Genomic DNA, 20,188 nt, shown 5'->3' on the forward strand with positions numbered 1-20,188 from the left:
CGAAAGTCTAGAGACGTGGTCAGTAATAACATGAAAATAGGGACAGATTAGTGGACTATGAAGCTAAAGATTGGTAAGTCGTGAAGGAAGGACAGGTGAGTTAGTGACTAGACGCACCTACTATACACTTAGAGACAAGATTGTAACAAAACTAAATCTACACTTAGCAGCAAAGACCGTGATAGAAAATGGAGGAAGTGCCGGAATAGATAGAGTAACAATAGAAGAATTTTGTGAGAACTATCAACAGAATATGAGAGAAATATATAGACAGCTACAGGAAGATAGATATGAAGCATCACCGGTACTTAGAGTAATGATTCCAAAAGACGATGGTCGGAAACGTCCATTAGGTATTCCTACTGTGAAGGACAGAATAGCACAGGCAGCAGTAAAGAGAGTAATAGAACCAATATTTGAAAAGATATTTTGTGAATGTTCCTATGGATTTCGTCCAAGAAAGTCGCAAATGGATGCAATAGATAAAGTAGAGGAATATAAAGAACAGGGATATAAATGGATATTAGATGCCGATATCAAAGGATACTTTGATAATATAGACCATAACTTGTTAATGGAATTTATTACTGAAAGAATAAATGATGGTTGGGTATTGAGAATAATCAAGTCATGGCTAACAGCTGGAGTCATGACCGAAGAAGGATACAAACCAACAAAGCAAGGGACACCCCAGGGAGGAGTAATCTCCCCTCTGTTAGCCAACATTTATCTCCATCAATTAGATCAAATAATGACAAAGAGAGGATATAAAATAGTCAGATTTGCCGATGATTTTGTGATACTTACAAAATCTAAAAAGAAAGCAAATAGAGCACTAGAAGTAGTAAGAGAAATAGCAGAAGAAAGACTAAAACTTACTCTTCATCCAGAAAAGACGGTCATAACTAATTTTGGAGAAGGATTCATATTCCTAGGATTTGAATTTATAGCTTGGCGTTATAAACGTCCAAGAAAGAAAGCTATAAAGAAATTCAAAGATAAAATTAGAAAGAAGACTAGAAGACAACAACCCTGGCCAGTAGAAATAATCATAGGAGCGCTTAATCCTATAATCAGAGGTTGGGGAAATTACTTTGGAAATGGGAATGTGAAAAAACTATTCAGAAAACTAGACAAGTGGGTAAGAATGCGCATAAGGTCATATATAGAAAAGAAAAAAGCGATAAAACACCAAAATAAAAGAATCCCCAATGCCGTATTAAGGCAAAAGGGACTCAAATCATTACTTACCACATTGTCCTAACAAGAGTAAAATTTACATCTGTGATAACACAGAGATGATGACTTACTCCTTGTTAAGGGGCAACGACAATGGAAAGCTGTATACGGGAGAACCGTACGTGCAGTTTGATGAGAGGTCCCAGCCGTGAGGCTGGTCCTACTCTATTGAATATAAAGTTATATCTTTTAGGAGTAATTTTGCTTATTTTATGTTTTTAGCTTATTCTGAAGTTTTTAAATGCTTTGGCTGATAACTGATTATTTAAAGCTAAGGTTGCCGTTAGGCAGCTTTATTTTTTTATACCACTTTTTGTTGTTGAATATACTTTTTAAATTAGTATTAGAAGAAATTAATAGGTATATACTAAAAGTGGATTTGTTTGGAGGAGTTTATATGCAATTAACGGGTAAAGTAAAGTTAGGGCGCAAGACAAAAGAGTTGGTGAAAAGGCTAGCCGGAGAAGAAATAGCTGTTATTGCTCATGAAGATATAGATCAGTTAGCAGCTAACTCCTTAATTGAGGCCGGAGTTAAGGCGGTGATTAATGTTAAGACTTCCAGTACAGGTAAGTATCCTAATTTAGGGCCCGAAAAGTTGTTGCAAGCAGGAATTTTAGTTTTAGAAGAAACAGGTTGGGATATCTTTACTGAGCTAGAGGATGGGGAGACGGTTAAAATTATGGATAATAAGGTTATTAAAGACGATCGGGAGATAGCTCAAGGAGTTCAATTAGACCGAGAAAGACTGGATAAGAAGCTAGCTTTGAGTAAAAAAAATTTGGAGTCTGAACTGGATGAGTTTATTGAAAATACTTTAGAGTATGCTAAGAGAGAAAAAGAGTTAATCTTAGATTTAAGCCTTCCGGCTATTGAGACCGAAGTACAGGCTAAGCAGGTGTTGATAGTAGTTAGAGGTCAAGGCTATAAAGATGATTTAGAGACAATTAGTTCTTATATAAAGGAAGTACAACCGGTTTTGATCGGGGTTGATGGAGGAGCAGATGCTTTATTGGAGTATGGCTTTAAACCGGATTTAATAGTAGGGGATATGGATAGTATTACTGATCAAGCCTTGCAGTCAGGAGCTGAGTTACTGGTACATGCCTATCCAGATGGTGAGGCTCCGGGTTGGCAGAGAGTTGAAAAGCTAGACTTGGCGACTGAGGCTAAGAAGTTTCCGGCCCCTGGAACTAGTGAAGATCTGGCTATGCTTTTAGCCTATGAAAAAGGAGCAGAGTTGATTACCGCGGTAGGTACTCACTCTAACATGATAGACTTTTTGGAAAAAGGTCGAGCAGGAATGGCTAGCACTTTTTTAACTCGTTTGAAGATTGGAGCTAAGCTGGTTGATGCCAAGGGAGTTAATAAGCTTTATAATAGCAGCTTAAGAGTAGAACATATTCTAAAGATTGTAGTTGCTGCTTTAGTGCCGATTATAATTATTTTTTTAGTGGCTACTCCTATGCAGCAGATTTTACGTTTATTATTGATTAAGTTAAGGCTTAGTTTAGGCTTTTGAGTTAGGAAGGAGTAATATTTAATGGTAATTGATATTAGATATCAGATAATAACTACAGTAATTATTTTCTTAACTTTAGCTATGGGTATTTTAATAGGTAGTTCTATGGTAGGGCAGGAAGGCGTAGTTGAAAAACAAAAGGAGTTAATTTCTCATTTGGAAGAGGATTTTTTAGAAATACGCAGCCAAAATCAGCAACTCCAAGAGGAAGTTCAGCTTTTAGAAGGTGAATTGGAAAGTAATAGAGAGTTTCAACAGCAGTTATTTCCTTTGGCTGTGGAAGATCGTTTGGCCGATAAGCGGGCCCTAATTCTTTATGAAGAAGAGGAGCTAGAAGATTTAGCCTGGGACTTAACGGGTATTTTAGAGATGGCTGGTAGTGAAGAGGTGCAGATTAAATTAAGAGAGAGTTTTGAAGGAAAACTAGCTGAAGAGGCTGATTATTATTTGGTTTATTTAAACCATCAAGATTTAAATGAGGAGGAGTTGGACTTTGATTTTAAGAATCAGTTTAAAGAATTAATCCATTTTTCTGAAGAAGATTTTAAGGCTAAACAGGCTTTAATAGAAAGTATTTTAAAGTTGGATGGGGCTATTGATAATAAAAAGAGGAGTGTTTCCTTTGACTGAAGAAATAACGGCTTTACTGCCCGCCTATAATGAAGAACAAAGGATTGGAACTACAATTTCAACTTTGCAAGAAATTCCTGAAGTTGATAAAATAATAGTGATTAACGATGGCTCAACAGATAATACGGCTGAGGTTGTAGCTCAAACAGGAGTAAAGTTGCTTAATTTACAGTCTAATCAGGGTAAAGGAGGGGCTTTAACTGTAGGTATCGAAGTAGTGGATAGTGATTTAATCTGCTTATTAGATGCTGATTTAGGTAGCAGTGTAGAAGAGCTAACTAAGCTATTAAAGCCGGTAAGACAGGGAGAAGCTGATATGAGTATTGCTAAACTGCCTCAGCCTGAAACTAAGGGTGGTTTTGGTTTAGTGACTAATTTAGCTCGTTGGGGGATAAAATACTTTACTGGTTTTGAAGCTCTGGCTCCTTTATCTGGACAAAGGGTTTTAACTAAAGAGGTACTTAAGCAGATAAAAGGTTTTGCGCCTGGTTTTGGAGTGGAAACTGAGCTGACCATTAAAGCTTTACAAGGAGGCTTTAAAGTAGTGGAGGTTCCTGTGCAGATGAAGCACCGCGAGACGGGTAGAGACTGGGCCGGCTTTAAACACCGGGGTCGACAGTTTAAAGATGTATTGGCTGTACTTTATCGAGAGTTCAGAGGTGAATAATTTGGAGTTAATACTGATAACTACTTTGGCTTTAGCTTTAACTTATTTAGTTTATCCTTACTTTAGTCGGCTGCTAATAGCAGGTGGTTTAGTGACTAAGAACTATTTAGGGGAGCCGATACCTACTGCTTATGGTTCTTGTTTAGTAATTAACTATCTGTTTATCTTATTAGTGGGGGCTTACTTTAATATTTATTCTGCGGAACTGTTAAAATCTTGTTTATTTTTTTTGTTGGTAGTAGGAATAGTTGGTTTAGTTGATGATTACTTAGGTGATGGAGAAAATAAAGGCTTAAGCGGGCATTTTCGGGAGTCACTTTTCGGAAATAGGGTTACTACTGGTTTTTTGAAGGCACTAAGTATTAGCTTATTTGCTTTGTTGATGGTGATTAAGTGGAGTCAGGGTATCTTTTGGTCGGGAGTGGATTTTTTATTAATTGTGTTGATGGCTAACTTTATTAATCTCTTAGATTTACGACCTGGACGAGCTTGGAAGGGTTTTTTATTGCTATTTTTAGTTTTAGCCCCCCTAGCTGAAGCTATCTTTTTTAAACTATTAATACCTATATTAGCAATGGCTATAGTACTATTACCTATTGATTTGCAAGGTGAGGCTATGTTAGGAGATGTAGGGGCTAATTTTTTGGGTTCTATTTTGGGTTTGAGCTTACTGTGGGCCCTACCTGCTATCTACAAATTGCTATTAGTGGGGGGACTGATTTCCATTCATCTTTATACCGAACGTGTTTCACTAACTGAAGTAATTGCTGCCAATAGATTTTTAGCTTACTTAGATGCCTGGGGGAGAAAATGAACTTTAGACTAATTAAAATCGAATTTGGAGCAGGGAAATTGTTCAGTGGTCCGGAAATATATTAAGTGAAAACTGAGTTTTAGCATTAGCAGAGGAGGATTTAAAATGGCTAAAGTTAAGTTTGAAACAGATAGATGTAAGGGTTGTAAGCTCTGTACTAATGTTTGTCCGCAGGAAATTATAATTATAGAGGAGGAAGCCAATATTAAGGGTTATTATCCAGCAGCTGTGAAAGAAACAGAAGACTGTATAGGCTGTGCTTTTTGTGCTTTGATTTGTCCTGATGTAGTGATTGAGGTATTTAAAGAGTAAAATTATTGAGCTAGAAATTTTTTTAGTTAAGGAGGCTTGAAGATGAGCGATAAAATACTGATGAAAGGTAATGAAGCAATTGCTGAGGCGGCTATTAGAGCTGGCTGTACTCATTTTTTTGGTTATCCGATCACTCCTCAAAATGAACTGCCGGCTTATATGGCTGAGAAACTGCCGGAGCAGGGGGGAGTTTTCTTACAGGCTGAAAGTGAAGTAGCTGCTATTAATATGGTCTATGGAGCTTCAGCAGCCGGGGCTAGAGTAATGACTTCTTCTTCTAGTCCAGGAATTAGTCTTAAGGCAGAAGGTATTTCTTATATAGCAGGAGCGGAGCTACCCTGTGTGATAGTTAATATGGTTAGAGCCGGGCCCGGTTTGGGCGGAATTGGCCCTTCCCAGTCAGACTACTTTCAGGCTACTAAAGGGATGGCTCACGGGGACTTTAGATTAGCAGTTTTGGCTCCGGATTCGGTACAGGAAGCAGTGGATTTGACTAGACAAGCTTTCGATATTGCTGATAAGTATAGAAATCCAGTAATGATACTGGGAGATGGAGTCATTGGTCAGATGATGGAGCCAGTGGAGTTTAAAGAGATAGATAGTCCAGAGCTGCCTGAGAAAGACTGGATTGTCGATGGAGCTGAAGGAAGAGAGAGAAATATTATCCATTCTCTGCGCTTAAAGACTGAAGATCTAACAGAGCATAACTGGAAGTTGGCTCGTAAATATGAACAGATGCAGGAAGATGAAGTTAGGTATGAAGAGAAGCTAATGGATGATGCTGAGGTAGCTATTGTGGCTTACGGGACTACGGCTCGAGTGGTCAAAACGGCTATCAAAGAAGCTAGAGCTGAAGGGATTAAAGTAGGATTAATTAGGCCAATTAGCCTATTCCCTTTTCCGAAAAAAGTAATTAAAAAGGCAGCTCAACAAGTGGACTGCTTTTTAACTGTAGAGATGAGCACTGGTCAGATGGTAGAGGATGTAAGGTTAGCAGTTAATGGAGAAAGATCTGTTGCTTTTTACGGTAGTCCCGGTGGAGCAGTTCCTTCGCCAGCAGAGATCTTGGTTAAGTTAAAGGAGGTTATGGAGTAATGGAAGAGCTAGCAGGAAGACCTAAATCTTTAACAGAACAAGAATTTCATTACTGTCCGGGCTGTACTCACGGGATAGTTCACCGTTTAGTAGCTGAAGTGATAGATGAACTGGATATTCAAGAGCAGACTATTGGCATAGCTCCCGTAGGCTGTGCAGTATTAGCTTATGACTACTTTGATTTGGATATGCTAGAGGCTGCTCACGGGAGGCCTCCGGCAGTAGCTACGGGAATCAAACGAGTTCATCCCGATAAAGTAGTCTTTACCTATCAAGGTGATGGTGATTATGCTTCGATTGGAACGGCTGAATCGGTACATGCTGCCAGTAGAGGTGAAAGAATTACTACTGTGTTTATCAATAATGCTATTTACGGGATGACCGGAGGACAGATGGCTCCTACTACTTTAGAAGGACAAAAAGCTACTACGGCTCCCCGAGGGCGAGATACAAAGGAAGCAGGCTTTCCGTTGCAGATGTCGGAGATGTTGGCTACTTTAGAAGGAGCAGTCTATGTAGCTCGGGTATCAGTAGACACTCCCCAGCGGATTAAGCAGGCTAAAGAAGCGATTAAAAAGGCTTTTAAGGTTCAACTAAAAGGTTTAGGATATGCTTTGGTAGAGGTGCTATCCACCTGTCCTACTAATTGGGGTTTATCGCCTCAGCAAGCTCTAGACTGGTTAGAGGATAATATGATTCCTTATTATCCCTTAGGTGAGTTAAAGAGTGTCGGGGAGGTGGAGTAGAAGGTGTTAGTAGAATTAATAATTGCTGGCTTTGGTGGTCAAGGAGTAATGCTAATGGGCCAGCTTTTGACTTATGCCGGGATGAAGGCTGGGCGAGAGGTTTCTTGGATTCCTTCTTATGGCCCAGAAATGAGAGGCGGGACGGCTAACTGTACTGTAGTATTAGCTGACGAAGAAATAGCTTCTCCCCTGCCTACTGAGCCTAACGTAATAGTGGTAATGAACCGACCTTCTTTGGATAAATTTGCAGAAAAAGTTAAAACTGGGGGTAAGTTATTTGTTAATAGCTCCTTAGTAGATAAAGAAGTGCAGCGCCAGGATATTGAAGTTATTGAGGTGCCAGCTAATGAATTAGCTTTAGACTTAGGTATAGAAAAAGTAGCTAATATGGTAATGTTAGGAGCAGTAGTGGCTAAGTTAGGAGTAGTCGATTTAGAAACAGTAATAGACTCTTTAAGCGAAGTGCTGCCAGCGCATAGACATAACTTGCTTGAGCTTAATAAAAAAGCCTTGCAGCAAGGTAGAGAATTAATAATATAAGTTGAAAATTATCTTCCCGGGATGCTTTAAGTCCTGGGACTTTTTTATATAAGCTAAAAAGGTGGTTTAAAATGTTTAATCCTAGAATAGAGATTAATATAAAGAAGTTGATTAGTAATACTAAGCAAATAGTTGGCTTAGCAGCTCAACAAAAAGTGGAAATCATTGGAGTAACTAAGGGAGTTTGTGCTGATTTAAGGGTGGCTCAGGCTATGTTAACTGGAGGGGTTAAGGGTTTGGCTGACTCTAGATTACAGAACTTAAGGTATTTGCGAAAAAATTTGAAATTAACTACAGAATCTTTACTGCTGTTGAGGATTCCAATGTTGAGTGAAGCAAAGGCTGTAGTTGAGCAAGCCGATATCAGTCTCAACTCCGAATTAAAGGTAATTGCTGCTTTAAATGAGGCAGCAGCTAAGCTGGGCAAAAAGCATAAGGTGATTTTGATGGTGGATATAGGTGATAGGCGGGAAGGAGTTATGCCAGCTAAGCTACTTAGTGTGGTTAAGGAGTTAAAGAACTTTGCTTATATTGAGCTATTAGGCCTAGGAAGTAACTTAGCCTGCTACGGAGGGGTTTTACCTTCGGCCAAAAATATGCAGGCTTTGGTGAACTTTAGTCGTAGTGCAGAGAAAGAGTTAGAGAGGGCTCTGCCTTTGATCTCAGGAGGAAATAGTAGCTCTTTGCCACAGTTAAAAAAGGGGGAGTTACTAGCAGAGATTAATCAGCTCCGAATTGGAGAAACGATTCTCTTAGGGCGGAATATAGTAGACGATACTCCTTTTGGGGATACTTATCAAGATGCCTTTTTATTATCTGCCGAAGTAATTGAGCTGAAAGAGAAAGGAGCTGAACCTCGGGGAGAACGGGGAGAAAATGCCTTTGGTGAGCAGCAGGAAATAAAAAAACGTGGAGTTAGAAAAAGAGCTATTTTGGCTGTTGGGCGTCAGGATATAGATGTGGAAGGCTTAATTCCTTTGCAAGAGGGGGTAAAGGTAGAAGGAGCAAGCAGTGATCATTTGCTTTTAGATGTTAGTGACTATGTTTCGCAATTAAAAATAGGTGATGTACTAAAGTTTCAATTGAACTATAGTGCTCTTTTAAGAGCTATGACTTCACCTTATGTAAATAAAATTTATTGCTAATAAAACACAACAGGAGGTGTTGATGATTAAGCAGGGGCAAACTTTAAGACCAGCTTGGGCGGAGATAGACTTAGCTAAAATAGAGCATAATATTCTCCAGTTTAAAAAAAGATTAGCTGCTGATACGTTATTGATGGCAGTGGTGAAGGCTAATGCTTATGGGCATGGAGCGGTGGAGGTTACTAAGACAGCCTTAGCAGCGGGGGTTGATAAGTTAGCTGTAGCTATTCTAGATGAGGCCTTAGAGTTAAAAGAGGCTGGCTTCGATGAGGAAGCAATTTTGATTTTAGGTTGGACTCCAGCTGAAGCTGCTGGGGAGTTAATCAAGCAAGGCTTTGCTCAAACTATTTATGATTATGATAATGCTCAAGCCTTATCTCGGCAAGCAGTAGAGTTAGATAAAGAATTGAAAGTACATGTTAAGGTGGATACAGGAATGAGCAGGATTGGAGTACAGCCTGCTGAAGCAGTAGATTTCATTAAAGCTATTCATAAGCTGCCTAAATTAGTAGTGGAGGGAGTTTTTACTCATTTTGCTCTAGCCGATGAAAAGGATAAAAGCTTTACTTATCAACAGTTTAATAGCTTTAAAAATGTATTAACAGAGTTAGCAGCTGCTGGGCTGGAGATTCCAATTAAGCACTGTGCCAATAGTGCTGCCTGTCTGGACTTACCTGAAACCCAGTTGGATATGGTTAGATTAGGAATTTCAATTTACGGACTCTTTCCTTCGGCTCAGGTAGAGCAGGAGTTGGACTTAAAGCCGGCTTTATCTTTAAAAGCCAAGATAGCTCAACTAAAGGAAGTGCCAGCTGGAACGGGGATTAGCTATGGGCATACCTATACTACCTCTGCTCCTAGTAAAATAGCTACCATTCCTTTAGGCTATGATGATGGTTATAGTAGACTCTTATCTTCAAATAGTGAAGTTCTGGTAAATGGTCAACGAGCTCCGGTAGTAGGTAGAGTCTGTATGGATCAATTTATGGTTGATGTTAGTGAAGTAGGTGAGGTACAGGTAGCTCAAGAGGTTGTTTTAATTGGCAAGCAAGGCTCAGAAAGAATTACTGTTGAAGAAATAGCAGCTAGAATTGGAACTATTAATTATGAGGTTGTCTGCATGCTGAGTTCTCGAGTGCCAAGAGTTTATATAAATTTATAATAATTAAAGCAGGATAAAGCATTATTAACTAGAAGTTGTATCAAGACAAGAATAAAAATAGTATATATAATTTAAGGAGGCCTGCAGATGATCAAGCAAGCAGACATTTTAAAACGATTTTTAGAACTAGTACAGATAGATAGTGAGTCTAAAGCAGAGCGGCAGATTGCAGATAAGTTAAAACAGGAGTTAAAAGAGCTAGGATTAGAGGTTAGTGAGGACCAGGCCGGAAAAAAGATTGGTGGTAATGCTGGGAATATAATTGCTAAGCTAAAGGGGAGGAATTCTGAACTACCTACTCTTTTACTAACAGCCCATATGGATACAGTTACTCCGGGCCAGGGGATAGAGCCGGTAATTAAAGATGGGGTTATTTACAGCAGTGGTGATACTATTTTGGGAGCCGATGATAAGGCGGGAATTACTGCTATTATGACAGTTTTAGAGACTATATTAGCTGAAGAGAACGATTTGGAGTATGGTAATTTGGAAGTAGTATTTACTGTTTGTGAAGAGATAGGACTGTTGGGAGCTAAGAATTTAGACTATAGTCAGTTAGCAGCTGATTACGGAATAGTTTTGGATACTAACGGAGAAGTAGGCTCGGTGGTTATAGAAGGGCCCGCTCAAAATAAGATAGAGGCGGTAATAAATGGTGAAGCAGCTCACGCTGGCGTTAATCCAGAAGAGGGAGTTAATGCTATTAAAGTTGCTAGTATTGCTCTTTCTAATATGAACTTAGGTAGGATTGATGAAGAGACTACGGCTAATATTGGCGTAATTGAAGGTGGGGAAGCAACTAATATTGTTCCTGATATAGTAAAGTTAGAGGGTGAGGCTCGAAGCAGAGATGAGGCTAAATTAGCTGCCCAAACAGAGCATATGCTGGAAATTTTGGAGAGCTCAACACAGAAGTTAGCAGCTGAAATAGATATTAACACGGAAAGAATGTATTCAGCTTTTGAATTAAGTAAAGAAGAACCGCTAGTAAAGTTGATTTTGAGAGCTGCTGAAAGGATAGAAATAGAGCCTAAACTAATAGCTGGAGGTGGCGGTAGCGACGCTAATATCTTGAACAGTAATGGAATTCCGGCGGTAAATTTGTCTTTAGGGACTAATGATGTTCATTCGCCCGAGGAAAATATTGAGATTAAGGATTTAGTTAATATCAATAGGTATTTATTGGCGATAATTGAAGAGTGGGCTGCCGGAAATAAAAAGAGTAAGGCTGTTTAAGTTGAGGAATTATCTCTATTTCCATCACATAAAATAATAAGTGAATTAGTAAAGAAGATTATCAGGAATAGTTTTAAAATTATCAATAGTTAGGATTGGAGGTATTTTTTTGCTGGCTACTGCTCAAGGCGTAGTAACTGCTATTAATAAAGTCAGAGCTGGCTTAACAGTGGTAGAAGTAGAGCTAAAGTCTGGCCAGCAGCGCCAGGCTATCAACTATGATAGTTTAATAGGTGAACTTGAGCTGGGTAATAGAGTAATTTTGAACACTACCGCGGTGGACTTAGGCTTAGGAACTGGAGGTTATGATTTTGTGATTGCTGCTGTTGATGCTAAGCCTCAGTCTTTGCAGGGCCCCGGTCATATTATGAAGCTACGTTATACTCCCTTACAGTTAAAGGTGGAGGCTGTAGAAGAAAAAAGTAGTGCTTGGAGAAAGGAAATAGCAGACTTTAGCTCTTTAGAGGAACAGCTAGTGTTGGTGGGCTCCTTGCATAGTATGGTAGCTCCGGCAGCTCTTATTTTGGCTAACTTGAGTAGAGAACAGTTGAAGGTAGTTTATATTATGACCGATAAAGCAGCTTTACCTTTGCAGTTAAGCCACAGCATAGTTGAATTAAAAGAAGCGGGGCTAATCCAGAGCACTATTACCGTAGGGCAGGCTTTTGGGGGCGACTTAGAAGCTGTTAATATCTATTCAGGGCTGATAGCTGCTAAGGAGGTACTTCAGGCCGATGTAGTTATTGTAGCAATGGGCCCGGGGATTGTAGGAACGGGAACTGAATACGGTTTTACTGGTTTAGAACAGGGACAGATTATTAATGCCGTTAATGTCTTAGGGGGGACTCCCATAGCTATCCCCAGAATTAGTTTTGCTGATTCAAGAGAGAGACATTACGGGCTCAGTCATCATACCTTAACCGCCTTAAGCAAGGTAGCTTTGACTGAAGCTATTGTAGCCCTGCCTAAATTAAGTGGCATTCAAAAAACTAGAATTGAAGAGCAGTTAGCAACTCATCAATTAATTAATAAGCATCAGCTGAGGTATAAAGAGGGAGCAGAAATATTAGAGATTATTAATGAAGCTAGGATTGCTGTTAATACAATGGGGCGAGACGAAAAGGAAGATCCAGAATTCTTTAAAACAGCTGGAATAGCGGCTTTATTAGCTTTAGAAGAGTTAGGACTATTAATAAGGAGTTGAAGTAATGTGGAATCAGAGTTAAGTGAAGAAATAATAGCAAGCACTGAAGTGTATAGTGGCAGAATTGTAAAGCTGAGGGAAGATCAAGTAAGGCTGCCCGATGGGACAAGTGCCGAGCGAGAAATAGTAGAACATTCGGGCGGGGTGACTATAGTTCCTTATTTGGAAGATACTCAGGAAATTATCTTAGTTCGTCAGTTTAGAAGTCCTTTAGGAAAAATAATGTTAGAACTACCGGCGGGGCTATTAGAGGAAAATGAGACCCCTCGCGACTGTGCTCAGCGAGAATTAGCAGAGGAGACAGGCTATCAAGCTAAAAACTGGGAAAAAATAGGTAGCTTTTATACTTCACCCGGCTTTTGTGATGAGGAGATTCATCTTTATCTGGCTCAGAGGCTTAAAGAGTATCAACAGCATACCGATGAGGATGAGTTTATTGAAATAGTGAAGCTTTCCTTAAACGAGGCTAAAGAAAAGCTGTATACTGCTGAACTGGCTGATGCTAAGACGATTATTGGTTTGCAATACTTGTTTAATTATTGTTCAGGAGGTTAATAGATAGTATGGTTAAATTATTAGGAAATCAGCGGAGTACAGAGTGGACTCCTACTCTAAATATTACTTCTAATGCTTCGGGAGCTGCTAAAGCAGCGCGAAAAGGTGATATAGTAATGATTGTAGATATTATAGATATGTCCACTACTATTGAAGCTACCCTAGATGCTGGAGCGTTAGATGCTTTTGGAGCTAGTCCGGATCATATTTCTTTAAAAATTCAGACTAATCCTGAAAAGATAGGCTACTTTGCTGCTAAAAAGGCTTTAAAGTATGATAGTGAAGTGGTGTTGATAACTGAACCGCGTTTGGCTTCCCGGGAGGAGCGAGAAAAGAATATTAACTTAACTTTGACTGGAATTAAGAGAGCTGGAGCTGAAATTGAAGATATAATTCCTAACTTAGGAGCGGAAGTAGTGAAGCTGTTGGACTTTGAAGAAAAAGTAGTTGTGGCTATTACTGAAACTGGGGGAGTGGCTTATGATGTGGCTTATAATCACGGAGCTCCCGAAGTAATTACAGGAACTATAGCTAGAACCTTTAAGAAAAAGGGAGCTCAGCCAGCTCGAATATCTGCTCAACGAGCGATTAGATTAGCTCAGAAGTTTAAAACAGGAATTACTTTAGTAGCAGCTAGCTCTAACTCTTATGAGGATATTTTAGCGGCTGAACATATCGGCAAATTAATAATTGAAGAAGGTTTTTTGGAATTATAGCTTGTCATACTCTCCCCCCATTAAGCATATGTTTTAGTAAGATGTTTCGTAATTGATGGGGGGAGAGCAATGTTTAATTTAGGCCAGATTAAAAATAGCACTCTGAGATTTATACAGCGTAACTTTTCGATTTTATTATTTTTAGTAGTTATTTTCATTAGTGGAGTAACCTTTGGCTCTATTACAGTTAAGATGTTAAATCACACGGAAAAAAGCGAGTTGATTCATTACCTATCTAGTTTCTTCCAGGGGTTTCAGGGAGAGTTTGTTTTACAAAAGGACTTGCTGGCTCAGCAGGCTATTTTTTATAACTTGAAGTCTATTTTTATATTGTGGATTTTGGGAGTTTCTATGATTGGTTTGCCTTTGATTCCAATTATTATTTTTTTGCGTGGTTTTGTGATTGGATTTGCGGTAGGCTTTTTAGTTGAAGAACTGGCAATTAAGGGATTGATTTTTGCTATTTCTGCTATGTTACCTCATAATATTATTGTAATTCCTGTTTTGATTATAGCTGGAGTAGCTGCAGTTGCTTTTGCGCTTAATCTTTTAAAGAGTAAGTTTTCTAAACGGCCTCTTAATTTTGTGCAGTACTTTTTTGGCTATTCTACTATGATGGGATTATTAGGAATTATTTTGGTAGTAGCGGCTTTAATTGAGAGTTTGTTGACTCCTTTGGTGATGGAGTTAGTGATTAATTTTATTGTGGCGGCTTAGCTGTTAAGTGTATTAATCAAATGATAAATGATAGAGGATAGAGGATAGATAAAGTTCAAAAGATTAAAAGTAGTTTGACACAGCGCCCTGAAGGAAGCGTTCTTTGCTGACTGAAGAAGTACTCTTGGGGTGTGCCCCGTAGCGACGCCATTATTTTGGCTAGTCATTACTTTGGGAAGTGCCCTTGGGGTGACTAAAATCTGACTAAGTTCTGACTAAACCTTAAGAGATAAGTTCAAAATTTCATTTTCCTTACTAAAATATTGGTATAATGTTGCGTTGGCGTGGGAGGCCAAATGGATGTTTAACGCTAGAAAAGTTTATTTTAGTACTTCTAAGACTCATCTCCACTAAAATAAGAACCCGCCAATTTTAATTAGAAAAATTGGCTAAACCAGTTCTTATTTTAGCTCCAATTCGTCAAGAAGTACTAAAAAATAAACTTTAATATCGCTTATAAACACCCATTTGACCGTGCTGATAACGAAATTGGTTTTTCACGATAAAATAATCCCCCAGGGGTGTTTAGGAGCGGAAATCTAGCTTTTTTCGTCGTTTTTATTAAATTATTTTAAAAAGCTCGAGCAAATCATAATAGCTATAGTTTTCATAAATGAAGAAGGAGAGAAAAAAGATTTGGAGCGTTAAACACCCCTGGGGGTACCCAGACCTCGTTAAAAAGCAACATTAGAACGAAAAAGTTTTATTTTGTGAAAAAGAAAGGAGCTAGAGCATGAAAATTAAAAGAGTACTAATTATAGTTCTAGATAGCTTAGGAGTCGGAGCCCTACCAGACGCTAAACAGTTTGGAGATGAGGGGGCTAGTACTTTACCGAATATTGCTCGAGAACTAGGTGGAATTGAACTACCTAACTTAGAAAGATTAGGCTTGGGAAATATAGCCGGAGTAGAGATTAAAGGAGTAAATCAACTATCAAAAGCTGAAGGAGTCTATGCTAAAATGGCTGAGGCTTCCCCGGGTAAGGATACCACTATGGGCCATTGGGAACTGGCGGGAATTATTTCTGAACAGCCTTTCCCTACTTATCCGGATGGCTTTCCAGAAGAGATAATTAAAGAGTTTGAAGAAGCTATTGGGACTGAGATTTTAGGTAACTATGCTGCTTCGGGGACGGTAATTATTGAGGAACTAGGTGTAGAACATTTAGCAACTGGACAACCTATAGTCTATACTTCTGCCGATAGTGTATTTCAGATTGCCGCTCACGAAGATGTAATTTCTGTAGAGGAGTTATATAGTTATTGTCGAAAGGCTAGAGAGATCTTAAAGGGAGAGCATGCAGTAGCGCGAGTGATAGCTAGGCCTTTTAAGGGAGAGCTAGGTAGTTTAGTGCGTACTGCTAGCAGAAAGGACTTTTCCTTAGTTCCACCGAAGCCTACGCTTTTAGATTCTGTTAAAGAAGCGGGACAAACAGTATTAGGAATTGGAAAAATTGATAATATCTTTGCTGATCGAGGTTTGACTGACTCTAAGCATATTGCTGGTAATCAAGAAGGAATAGAGACTATTTGTGACTCATTAACTGAGGTGGAAGCAGGTTTGATTTTTGCTAACTTAGTGGACTTTGATCAGCTATATGGGCATCGAAATGATGTGCAGGGTTATGCTCAAGCCTTGCAGGAGTTTGATAGTCAACTACCGGAGATTGAAGCACTGTTAGAGGAGGATGACCTGTTAATAATTACGGCTGATCACGGCTGTGATCCTACTTATCCGGGCACGGATCACACTCGGGAGTATGTGCCCTTATTAATTAAAGGAGCAGCTATTAAAGCAGGTGTAGATTTAGGAATTAGAGATAGTTTTGCTGATTTAGCTAGTACTGTAGCCGATATTTTGGAGGTAAAAGAGCCTGAAGATGGAAGTAGTTTTAAAGAGCAGATTATGGATTAGCAAAGGAGTGAGCTGAAATGGATTTAACTAAGGTAGAAGAGAGTGTGGATTATTTAGAGGCAGAATTAGCAATTAAGCCGGAAATAGCTTTGATTTTGGGTTCTGGGTTGGGAGTTTTAGCTGAGGAGATTGAAGAAGCTAGGCAGATTCCTTATCAAGAAATACCTAACTTTCCCGCTTCGACGGTGGAAGGACACGCTGGACAACTGGTTTGTGGAGAGTTAGCAGGTAAAGAGGTAGTAGCTATGCAGGGCCGTTTTCACTATTACGAAGGCTACAGTCTAACAGAAGTTACCTTTCCGGTCCGGGTAATGAAGCTCTTAGGAGCTGAGAAATTAGTAGTTACCAATGCTGCCGGAGGAGTTAATGAGAGCTTTAATGTAGGGGATTTTATGGTAATCAGGGATCATATAAATTTCATGGGTACTAACCCTTTGATTGGTAGTAATGAAGAGGAATTCGGGCCCAGATTCCCTGATATGTCCACAGCTTATAGTCAAGACTTGATAGAGTTAGCGGAAGCAGTGGCTCAACAGCAGGGAATAGGAGTTAAAAAGGGAGTTTACTTAGCTGTGACCGGGCCCAGCTACGAAACTCCAGCCGAGGTTGAGTTTATTTCTCGTATTGGAGCTGACGCAGTGGGAATGTCTACGGTACCGGAGGTAATTGTGGCTAATCATATGCAAATGGAGGTGCTAGGTATCTCCTGCATTACCAACATGGCGGCTGGAGTTTTGCCTAAGCCTTTAGACCATGAGGAGGTAATTGAGACTACGGAGCGGGTTAAGCCTAAGTTTATCAGCTTAGTGAAAGGAGTTGTTAAGGAGATTTAAGATGAGAGCCTATGATATTATTTTAAAAAAGCGAGCAGGTAAAGAGTTAACTAAGGCTGAGTTAGAATATTTAATTTCAGGCTATGTAAGTGGAGAAATTCCGGACTATCAGTTGGCTGCTTGGGCCATGGCAGTCTTCTTTCAAGGCATGAAGAAGCAAGAAGTGGCTGCTTTGACTTCGGTTATGGCTGATTCCGGTGAACAGCTGGATTTAAGTTCTATTGCTGGAGTTAAGGTAGATAAACACAGTACTGGCGGAGTAGGAGATAGTGTTACTTTAGTTTTAGCTCCTTTAGTAGCAGCGGCAGGAGTACCAGTAGCTAAGATGTCTGGGCGAGGCTTAGGTCATACTGGGGGAACTATTGATAAGCTAGAGGCGATTCCTAATTTTAGGACTGCTCTGGCTAAGCAGGAGTTTATTGATAATGTTAATCGACTACAAGTAGCTGTAGCGGGACAGACGGCTAACTTAGCTCCGGCTGATAAGAAGCTTTATGCTTTGCGGGATGTAACGGCTACCGTAGACTCTATTCCTTTAATTGCTAGTAGTATTATGAGCAAGAAGATAGCTGCCGGGGCTGATAAGATTTTGCTGGATGTGAAGGTTGGTAACGGAGCTTTTATGAAGGAGCTTGCTGAAGCAGAAGAGCTGGCTAGAACTATGGTGGAGATCGGTAATAATCTTGGTCAGGAGACAGTGGCGGTAATCTCTGATATGAATCAGCCTTTAGGTAAGGCAGTAGGCAATGCCTTAGAAGTTAAGGAAGCTATAGAGACTTTGCGGGGAGAAGGGCCGGCTGATTTGGAGGAGCTTTCTTTGTGTTTAGGAGCCGAGATGCTTAAATTAGCAGGAAGAGTTGAGAATACTAAAGAAGGAAAGGCTAAGTTAAGGGAGCTTTTGGCTAGCGGAGCTGCTTTAGAGAAGTTTAAGGAGTTGATTAGGGCCCAGGGTGGTCAAGAAGAAGTAGTAGATAATCCTAATCTTTTAGCTACTTCGAAAAAAAGAGTTGAAATAAAAGCACCTAAAAGTGGTTATATAACAGAAATTTTAGCCGAAGAAGTAGGTTTAGCAGCTATGCTCTTAGGAGCTGGTCGTGAAAACAAAGAGGCGACAATAGATTTAGCAGTAGGAATTGTTTTAGAGGCTAAATTAGGGGCTAAAATAAGTAAAGGTGATAAACTGGCTACTCTACATGTTAATGAAGATAGTCAGTTGGCTATAGCTAAAGAAAAGTTAGAGAATGCTTATAAAATTGAAGCAGAACAGTTAGTGGCTAGAAACTTAGTTCACCAAGTAATAAATTAGCTCAAAAATAGGTAAAATTCTACATATTAAATAAGATTCTACTATATAGTAGAATCTTATTTAATATTTTGCAGGAATTTACTTACTTGCCTAGAATAATAGAAATATAACAAAGCATTTCTGAATGAAACGTAAGCTGTTCACGAATTAATATTATTTTTTGTAGGTAAGGGGATGGGATAATCTTTTAAAATTTTGAGTAAGCTAAGTTCAGCTTTAAATTAAGCAAGGGGTTAATTATTAAGCAAAGGGGTTAATTATTATGGATAAATTAAAGAAAGAAATTGAAAAACTAAGACAAGAACTTAATCAGTTATCTAAAAGTAGTGATGAACTTAGCCGGAAGCAACGACTTAAGAAAAGTCAGGAGTTAGATGAGTTAATTGTATTATTTATGAAGCAGAAGCAGCAACAACAAGAAGAAGGATACAACTAAATACTAAGCAAGGGTGGAAAAGTTATTATGGAAAAAACAGTTCAGTATTTGAGAGATGCTATTGCTGATCGAGCTACTTGGTTTTACTTATTGATAGAGGAGATGGAAAAGGAAGGTTATCCCCCAGAGAAGATTGCTCGGCGAGCAGTTTTTAACTTCGGCTGCTTAAAGGCTGAGAAAATGAAGTATACTACCGAGCTAAAGACTTTCATTGAAGAGTTTACGGCTAGTCCGGGCCAGGAGGTTTTTGCAATGGAAGTTAAAGAACTGAATCCACAAAAAGCAGTTTTGGAGTTTGAACACTGTCCCTTGGTAAAGGCTTGGCAGGATTTAGGCTGTACGGTAGAGGAGACTGATTATCTTTGTGAATGGGCCGTAGAGGGAGATTATGGAGTTATCTCTCAATTTCCCAGTTTTGAACTGGAGATAGAAAGTAGAATTGGAGCCGGGGCTGAGTGCTGTAGGTTGATAATCACTAAACTTGCTTAGGGTTTTATTGTAATAATGCACAGTTTTATTATCCTTATTCTGAATTTTTCGATAACTTTAGCAAATAATTCTGATTATTCCTTGACAATAATAGCTGGTGATGGTAGAATTAAGTATAAGTTAGATAGCAATAATTATTACTAGTAGTTGCTGTTAATAATATTAGATAGCATTTAGGGGACGTTGAAGTATGGTCTAAATCTGGTCACCTAGAGATCATATGGAGTCAGTGGTGAAACCGCCCTTACTTTTTAAGACAAGTCTTAAAAGGTGAGGTTTTTTTAATTGTAATAAAATTATGTTCTTTCATTACATTAGGCTGCTTTTTAAGGAAGTAATTTACTTAATAAAACTTAGAGGGGGAATAAAAATGAAGAAAAAGATTTTAGTTTTGGTGCTGGCTTTGACAGTAGTTTTAGGCGCTAGTAGTATGGCTTTAGCTGGGGAAGATTATGATGAGTTCAATATTACGGCTAATGTTTTAGAACCAATTAGTATTACGATTGAAAATGATATGATGTTTAGCGAAGTTTGGCCAAATGGAGATGCTGTTGATGCTGATGAGCCTGTTGAAGCTGTGGTAACTGGAAATGATGCAAACTACACTATTGAGATGGAGGAACAGGTAACTTTAACTAATGAAGAAGAGGCTGAACTTGTAGTTGATTTATCTAATACTGCTGAGGGTGAACCAGAGATAGTTGATGGAGATGATACTTTTGAAATTGATGGTACAATTTCTGAAGAGCAATTAGAAGATATTGAGGCTGGAGAGTATACTGGAGAGACTATGGTAACTGTAACTCTTGACTAAAATATTAGCTTGAAATATAATGAAGATTTAAGCAGGGGATAGACCTATATTGGTTTATCCTCTTATCTCTATTTATAATAATATTTATACTATAG

At 39.0% G+C, this 20,188-nt stretch carries 22 protein-coding genes and 1 riboswitch; all 22 genes read left to right on the forward strand.

The features are described 5' to 3' along the window. The first annotated feature begins 103 nt into the window (after window positions 1-103). Window positions 104-1,264, forward strand: a complete 1,161-nt coding sequence (gene ltrA / locus MWH30_RS06665; RefSeq protein ID WP_248663335.1) for a group II intron reverse transcriptase/maturase — start codon at window positions 104-106, stop codon at window positions 1,262-1,264. A 372-nt stretch (window positions 1,265-1,636) separates the two neighbouring features. Beyond that, on the forward strand, window positions 1,637-2,761 hold the full coding sequence (gene steA / locus MWH30_RS06670; protein WP_248663286.1) for a putative cytokinetic ring protein SteA: 1,125 nt from the start codon (window positions 1,637-1,639) through the stop codon (window positions 2,759-2,761). Window positions 2,762-2,782: 21 nt separating this feature from the next. Beyond that, complete coding sequence (locus MWH30_RS06675; protein ID WP_248663287.1) at window positions 2,783-3,391, forward strand: copper transporter; 609 nt, start codon at window positions 2,783-2,785, stop codon at window positions 3,389-3,391. Next, window positions 3,384-4,058: a glycosyltransferase family 2 protein gene (locus MWH30_RS06680; RefSeq protein ID WP_248663288.1), complete on the forward strand. Its 675-nt coding sequence runs from the start codon at window positions 3,384-3,386 to the stop codon at window positions 4,056-4,058. The genes MWH30_RS06675 and MWH30_RS06680 overlap by 8 nt, the downstream gene beginning before the upstream one ends. Beyond that, window positions 4,051-4,872 carry a hypothetical protein gene (locus MWH30_RS06685; protein WP_248663289.1) on the forward strand — a complete coding sequence of 274 codons (822 nt, stop codon included), beginning with the start codon at window positions 4,051-4,053 and terminating at the stop codon, window positions 4,870-4,872. The genes MWH30_RS06680 and MWH30_RS06685 overlap by 8 nt, the downstream gene beginning before the upstream one ends. A gap of 105 nt (window positions 4,873-4,977) precedes the next feature. Beyond that, window positions 4,978-5,184, forward strand: a complete 207-nt coding sequence (locus MWH30_RS06690; protein WP_248663290.1) for a 4Fe-4S binding protein — start codon at window positions 4,978-4,980, stop codon at window positions 5,182-5,184. Between the two features lie 42 nt (window positions 5,185-5,226). After that, entirely contained in the window at window positions 5,227-6,279 is a 1,053-nt protein-coding gene (locus MWH30_RS06695) for a 3-methyl-2-oxobutanoate dehydrogenase subunit VorB (RefSeq protein WP_248663291.1), read from the forward strand. Continuing rightward, complete coding sequence (locus tag MWH30_RS06700) at window positions 6,279-7,025, forward strand: thiamine pyrophosphate-dependent enzyme (RefSeq protein ID WP_248663292.1); 747 nt, start codon at window positions 6,279-6,281, stop codon at window positions 7,023-7,025. Before MWH30_RS06695 ends, MWH30_RS06700 begins: the two co-directional genes overlap by 1 nt. Window positions 7,026-7,028: 3 nt before the next feature. Further along, window positions 7,029-7,565, forward strand: a complete 537-nt coding sequence (locus tag MWH30_RS06705; RefSeq protein ID WP_248663293.1) for a 2-oxoacid:ferredoxin oxidoreductase subunit gamma family protein — start codon at window positions 7,029-7,031, stop codon at window positions 7,563-7,565. Window positions 7,566-7,636: 71 nt separating this feature from the next. After that, on the forward strand, window positions 7,637-8,710 hold the full coding sequence (locus MWH30_RS06710; RefSeq protein ID WP_248663294.1) for an alanine/ornithine racemase family PLP-dependent enzyme: 1,074 nt from the start codon (window positions 7,637-7,639) through the stop codon (window positions 8,708-8,710). Window positions 8,711-8,732: 22 nt separating this feature from the next. Beyond that, window positions 8,733-9,872: an alanine racemase gene (gene alr, locus MWH30_RS06715; RefSeq protein WP_248663295.1), complete on the forward strand. Its 1,140-nt coding sequence runs from the start codon at window positions 8,733-8,735 to the stop codon at window positions 9,870-9,872. An 87-nt stretch (window positions 9,873-9,959) separates the two neighbouring features. Then, on the forward strand, window positions 9,960-11,108 hold the full coding sequence (locus tag MWH30_RS06720; RefSeq protein WP_248663296.1) for a M20/M25/M40 family metallo-hydrolase: 1,149 nt from the start codon (window positions 9,960-9,962) through the stop codon (window positions 11,106-11,108). Between the two features lie 109 nt (window positions 11,109-11,217). Beyond that, window positions 11,218-12,312 carry a DUF3866 family protein gene (locus tag MWH30_RS06725; RefSeq protein ID WP_248663297.1) on the forward strand — a complete coding sequence of 365 codons (1,095 nt, stop codon included), beginning with the start codon at window positions 11,218-11,220 and terminating at the stop codon, window positions 12,310-12,312. A gap of 6 nt (window positions 12,313-12,318) precedes the next feature. Next, window positions 12,319-12,867 carry an NUDIX hydrolase gene (locus MWH30_RS06730; protein ID WP_248663298.1) on the forward strand — a complete coding sequence of 183 codons (549 nt, stop codon included), beginning with the start codon at window positions 12,319-12,321 and terminating at the stop codon, window positions 12,865-12,867. Window positions 12,868-12,875: 8 nt separating this feature from the next. Continuing rightward, window positions 12,876-13,583: a hypothetical protein gene (locus MWH30_RS06735; protein ID WP_248663299.1), complete on the forward strand. Its 708-nt coding sequence runs from the start codon at window positions 12,876-12,878 to the stop codon at window positions 13,581-13,583. Window positions 13,584-13,652: 69 nt separating this feature from the next. After that, a complete protein-coding gene (spoIIM, locus tag MWH30_RS06740; RefSeq protein WP_248663300.1) occupies window positions 13,653-14,300 on the forward strand; it encodes a stage II sporulation protein M in 648 nt (215 codons plus the stop codon). A 733-nt stretch (window positions 14,301-15,033) separates the two neighbouring features. Next, the gene (locus tag MWH30_RS06745; protein ID WP_248663301.1) at window positions 15,034-16,215 is read left to right on the forward strand and encodes a phosphopentomutase; all 1,182 of its coding nucleotides are present in this window, start codon (window positions 15,034-15,036) and stop codon (window positions 16,213-16,215) included. 17 nt (window positions 16,216-16,232) lie between these two features. Then, complete coding sequence (locus MWH30_RS06750; RefSeq protein WP_248663302.1) at window positions 16,233-17,048, forward strand: purine-nucleoside phosphorylase; 816 nt, start codon at window positions 16,233-16,235, stop codon at window positions 17,046-17,048. A 1-nt stretch (window position 17,049) separates the two neighbouring features. After that, entirely contained in the window at window positions 17,050-18,354 is a 1,305-nt protein-coding gene (locus MWH30_RS06755; RefSeq protein ID WP_248663303.1) for a pyrimidine-nucleoside phosphorylase, read from the forward strand. A gap of 262 nt (window positions 18,355-18,616) precedes the next feature. Beyond that, the gene (locus MWH30_RS06760; RefSeq protein WP_248663304.1) at window positions 18,617-18,790 is read left to right on the forward strand and encodes an aspartyl-phosphate phosphatase Spo0E family protein; all 174 of its coding nucleotides are present in this window, start codon (window positions 18,617-18,619) and stop codon (window positions 18,788-18,790) included. Between the two features lie 27 nt (window positions 18,791-18,817). Beyond that, window positions 18,818-19,279: an L-2-amino-thiazoline-4-carboxylic acid hydrolase gene (locus tag MWH30_RS06765; protein ID WP_248663305.1), complete on the forward strand. Its 462-nt coding sequence runs from the start codon at window positions 18,818-18,820 to the stop codon at window positions 19,277-19,279. A gap of 167 nt (window positions 19,280-19,446) precedes the next feature. Further along, window positions 19,447-19,532: riboswitch (cyclic di-GMP riboswitch) on the forward strand. Between the two features lie 117 nt (window positions 19,533-19,649). Further along, on the forward strand, window positions 19,650-20,093 hold the full coding sequence (locus MWH30_RS06770; RefSeq protein WP_248663306.1) for a hypothetical protein: 444 nt from the start codon (window positions 19,650-19,652) through the stop codon (window positions 20,091-20,093). Window positions 20,094-20,188: the final 95 nt, after the last annotated feature.

Origin of the sequence: Fuchsiella alkaliacetigena (assembly GCF_023227765.1) — a bacterium.
Taxonomy (GTDB): Bacteria; Bacillota; Halanaerobiia; order Halobacteroidales; family Acetohalobiaceae; genus Fuchsiella; species Fuchsiella alkaliacetigena.

What these genes read in the sequence shown, in the direction of transcription:
- steA (WP_248663286.1), top strand. Translation starts at nt 1,637, where the DNA reads ATGCAATTAACGGGTAAAGTAAAGTTAGGGCGCAAGACAAAAGAGTTG.
- MWH30_RS06675 (WP_248663287.1), top strand. Translation starts at nt 2,783, where the DNA reads ATGGTAATTGATATTAGATATCAGATAATAACTACAGTAATTATTTTC.
- MWH30_RS06690 (WP_248663290.1), top strand. Translation starts at nt 4,978, where the DNA reads ATGGCTAAAGTTAAGTTTGAAACAGATAGATGTAAGGGTTGTAAGCTC.
- MWH30_RS06695 (WP_248663291.1), top strand. Translation starts at nt 5,227, where the DNA reads ATGAGCGATAAAATACTGATGAAAGGTAATGAAGCAATTGCTGAGGCG.
- MWH30_RS06700 (WP_248663292.1), top strand. Translation starts at nt 6,279, where the DNA reads ATGGAAGAGCTAGCAGGAAGACCTAAATCTTTAACAGAACAAGAATTT.
- MWH30_RS06710 (WP_248663294.1), top strand. Translation starts at nt 7,637, where the DNA reads ATGTTTAATCCTAGAATAGAGATTAATATAAAGAAGTTGATTAGTAAT.
- alr (WP_248663295.1), top strand. Translation starts at nt 8,733, where the DNA reads ATGATTAAGCAGGGGCAAACTTTAAGACCAGCTTGGGCGGAGATAGAC.
- MWH30_RS06720 (WP_248663296.1), top strand. Translation starts at nt 9,960, where the DNA reads ATGATCAAGCAAGCAGACATTTTAAAACGATTTTTAGAACTAGTACAG.
- MWH30_RS06735 (WP_248663299.1), top strand. Translation starts at nt 12,876, where the DNA reads ATGGTTAAATTATTAGGAAATCAGCGGAGTACAGAGTGGACTCCTACT.
- spoIIM (WP_248663300.1), top strand. Translation starts at nt 13,653, where the DNA reads ATGTTTAATTTAGGCCAGATTAAAAATAGCACTCTGAGATTTATACAG.
- MWH30_RS06745 (WP_248663301.1), top strand. Translation starts at nt 15,034, where the DNA reads ATGAAAATTAAAAGAGTACTAATTATAGTTCTAGATAGCTTAGGAGTC.
- MWH30_RS06750 (WP_248663302.1), top strand. Translation starts at nt 16,233, where the DNA reads ATGGATTTAACTAAGGTAGAAGAGAGTGTGGATTATTTAGAGGCAGAA.
- MWH30_RS06755 (WP_248663303.1), top strand. Translation starts at nt 17,050, where the DNA reads ATGAGAGCCTATGATATTATTTTAAAAAAGCGAGCAGGTAAAGAGTTA.
- MWH30_RS06760 (WP_248663304.1), top strand. Translation starts at nt 18,617, where the DNA reads ATGGATAAATTAAAGAAAGAAATTGAAAAACTAAGACAAGAACTTAAT.
- MWH30_RS06765 (WP_248663305.1), top strand. Translation starts at nt 18,818, where the DNA reads ATGGAAAAAACAGTTCAGTATTTGAGAGATGCTATTGCTGATCGAGCT.
- MWH30_RS06770 (WP_248663306.1), top strand. Translation starts at nt 19,650, where the DNA reads ATGAAGAAAAAGATTTTAGTTTTGGTGCTGGCTTTGACAGTAGTTTTA.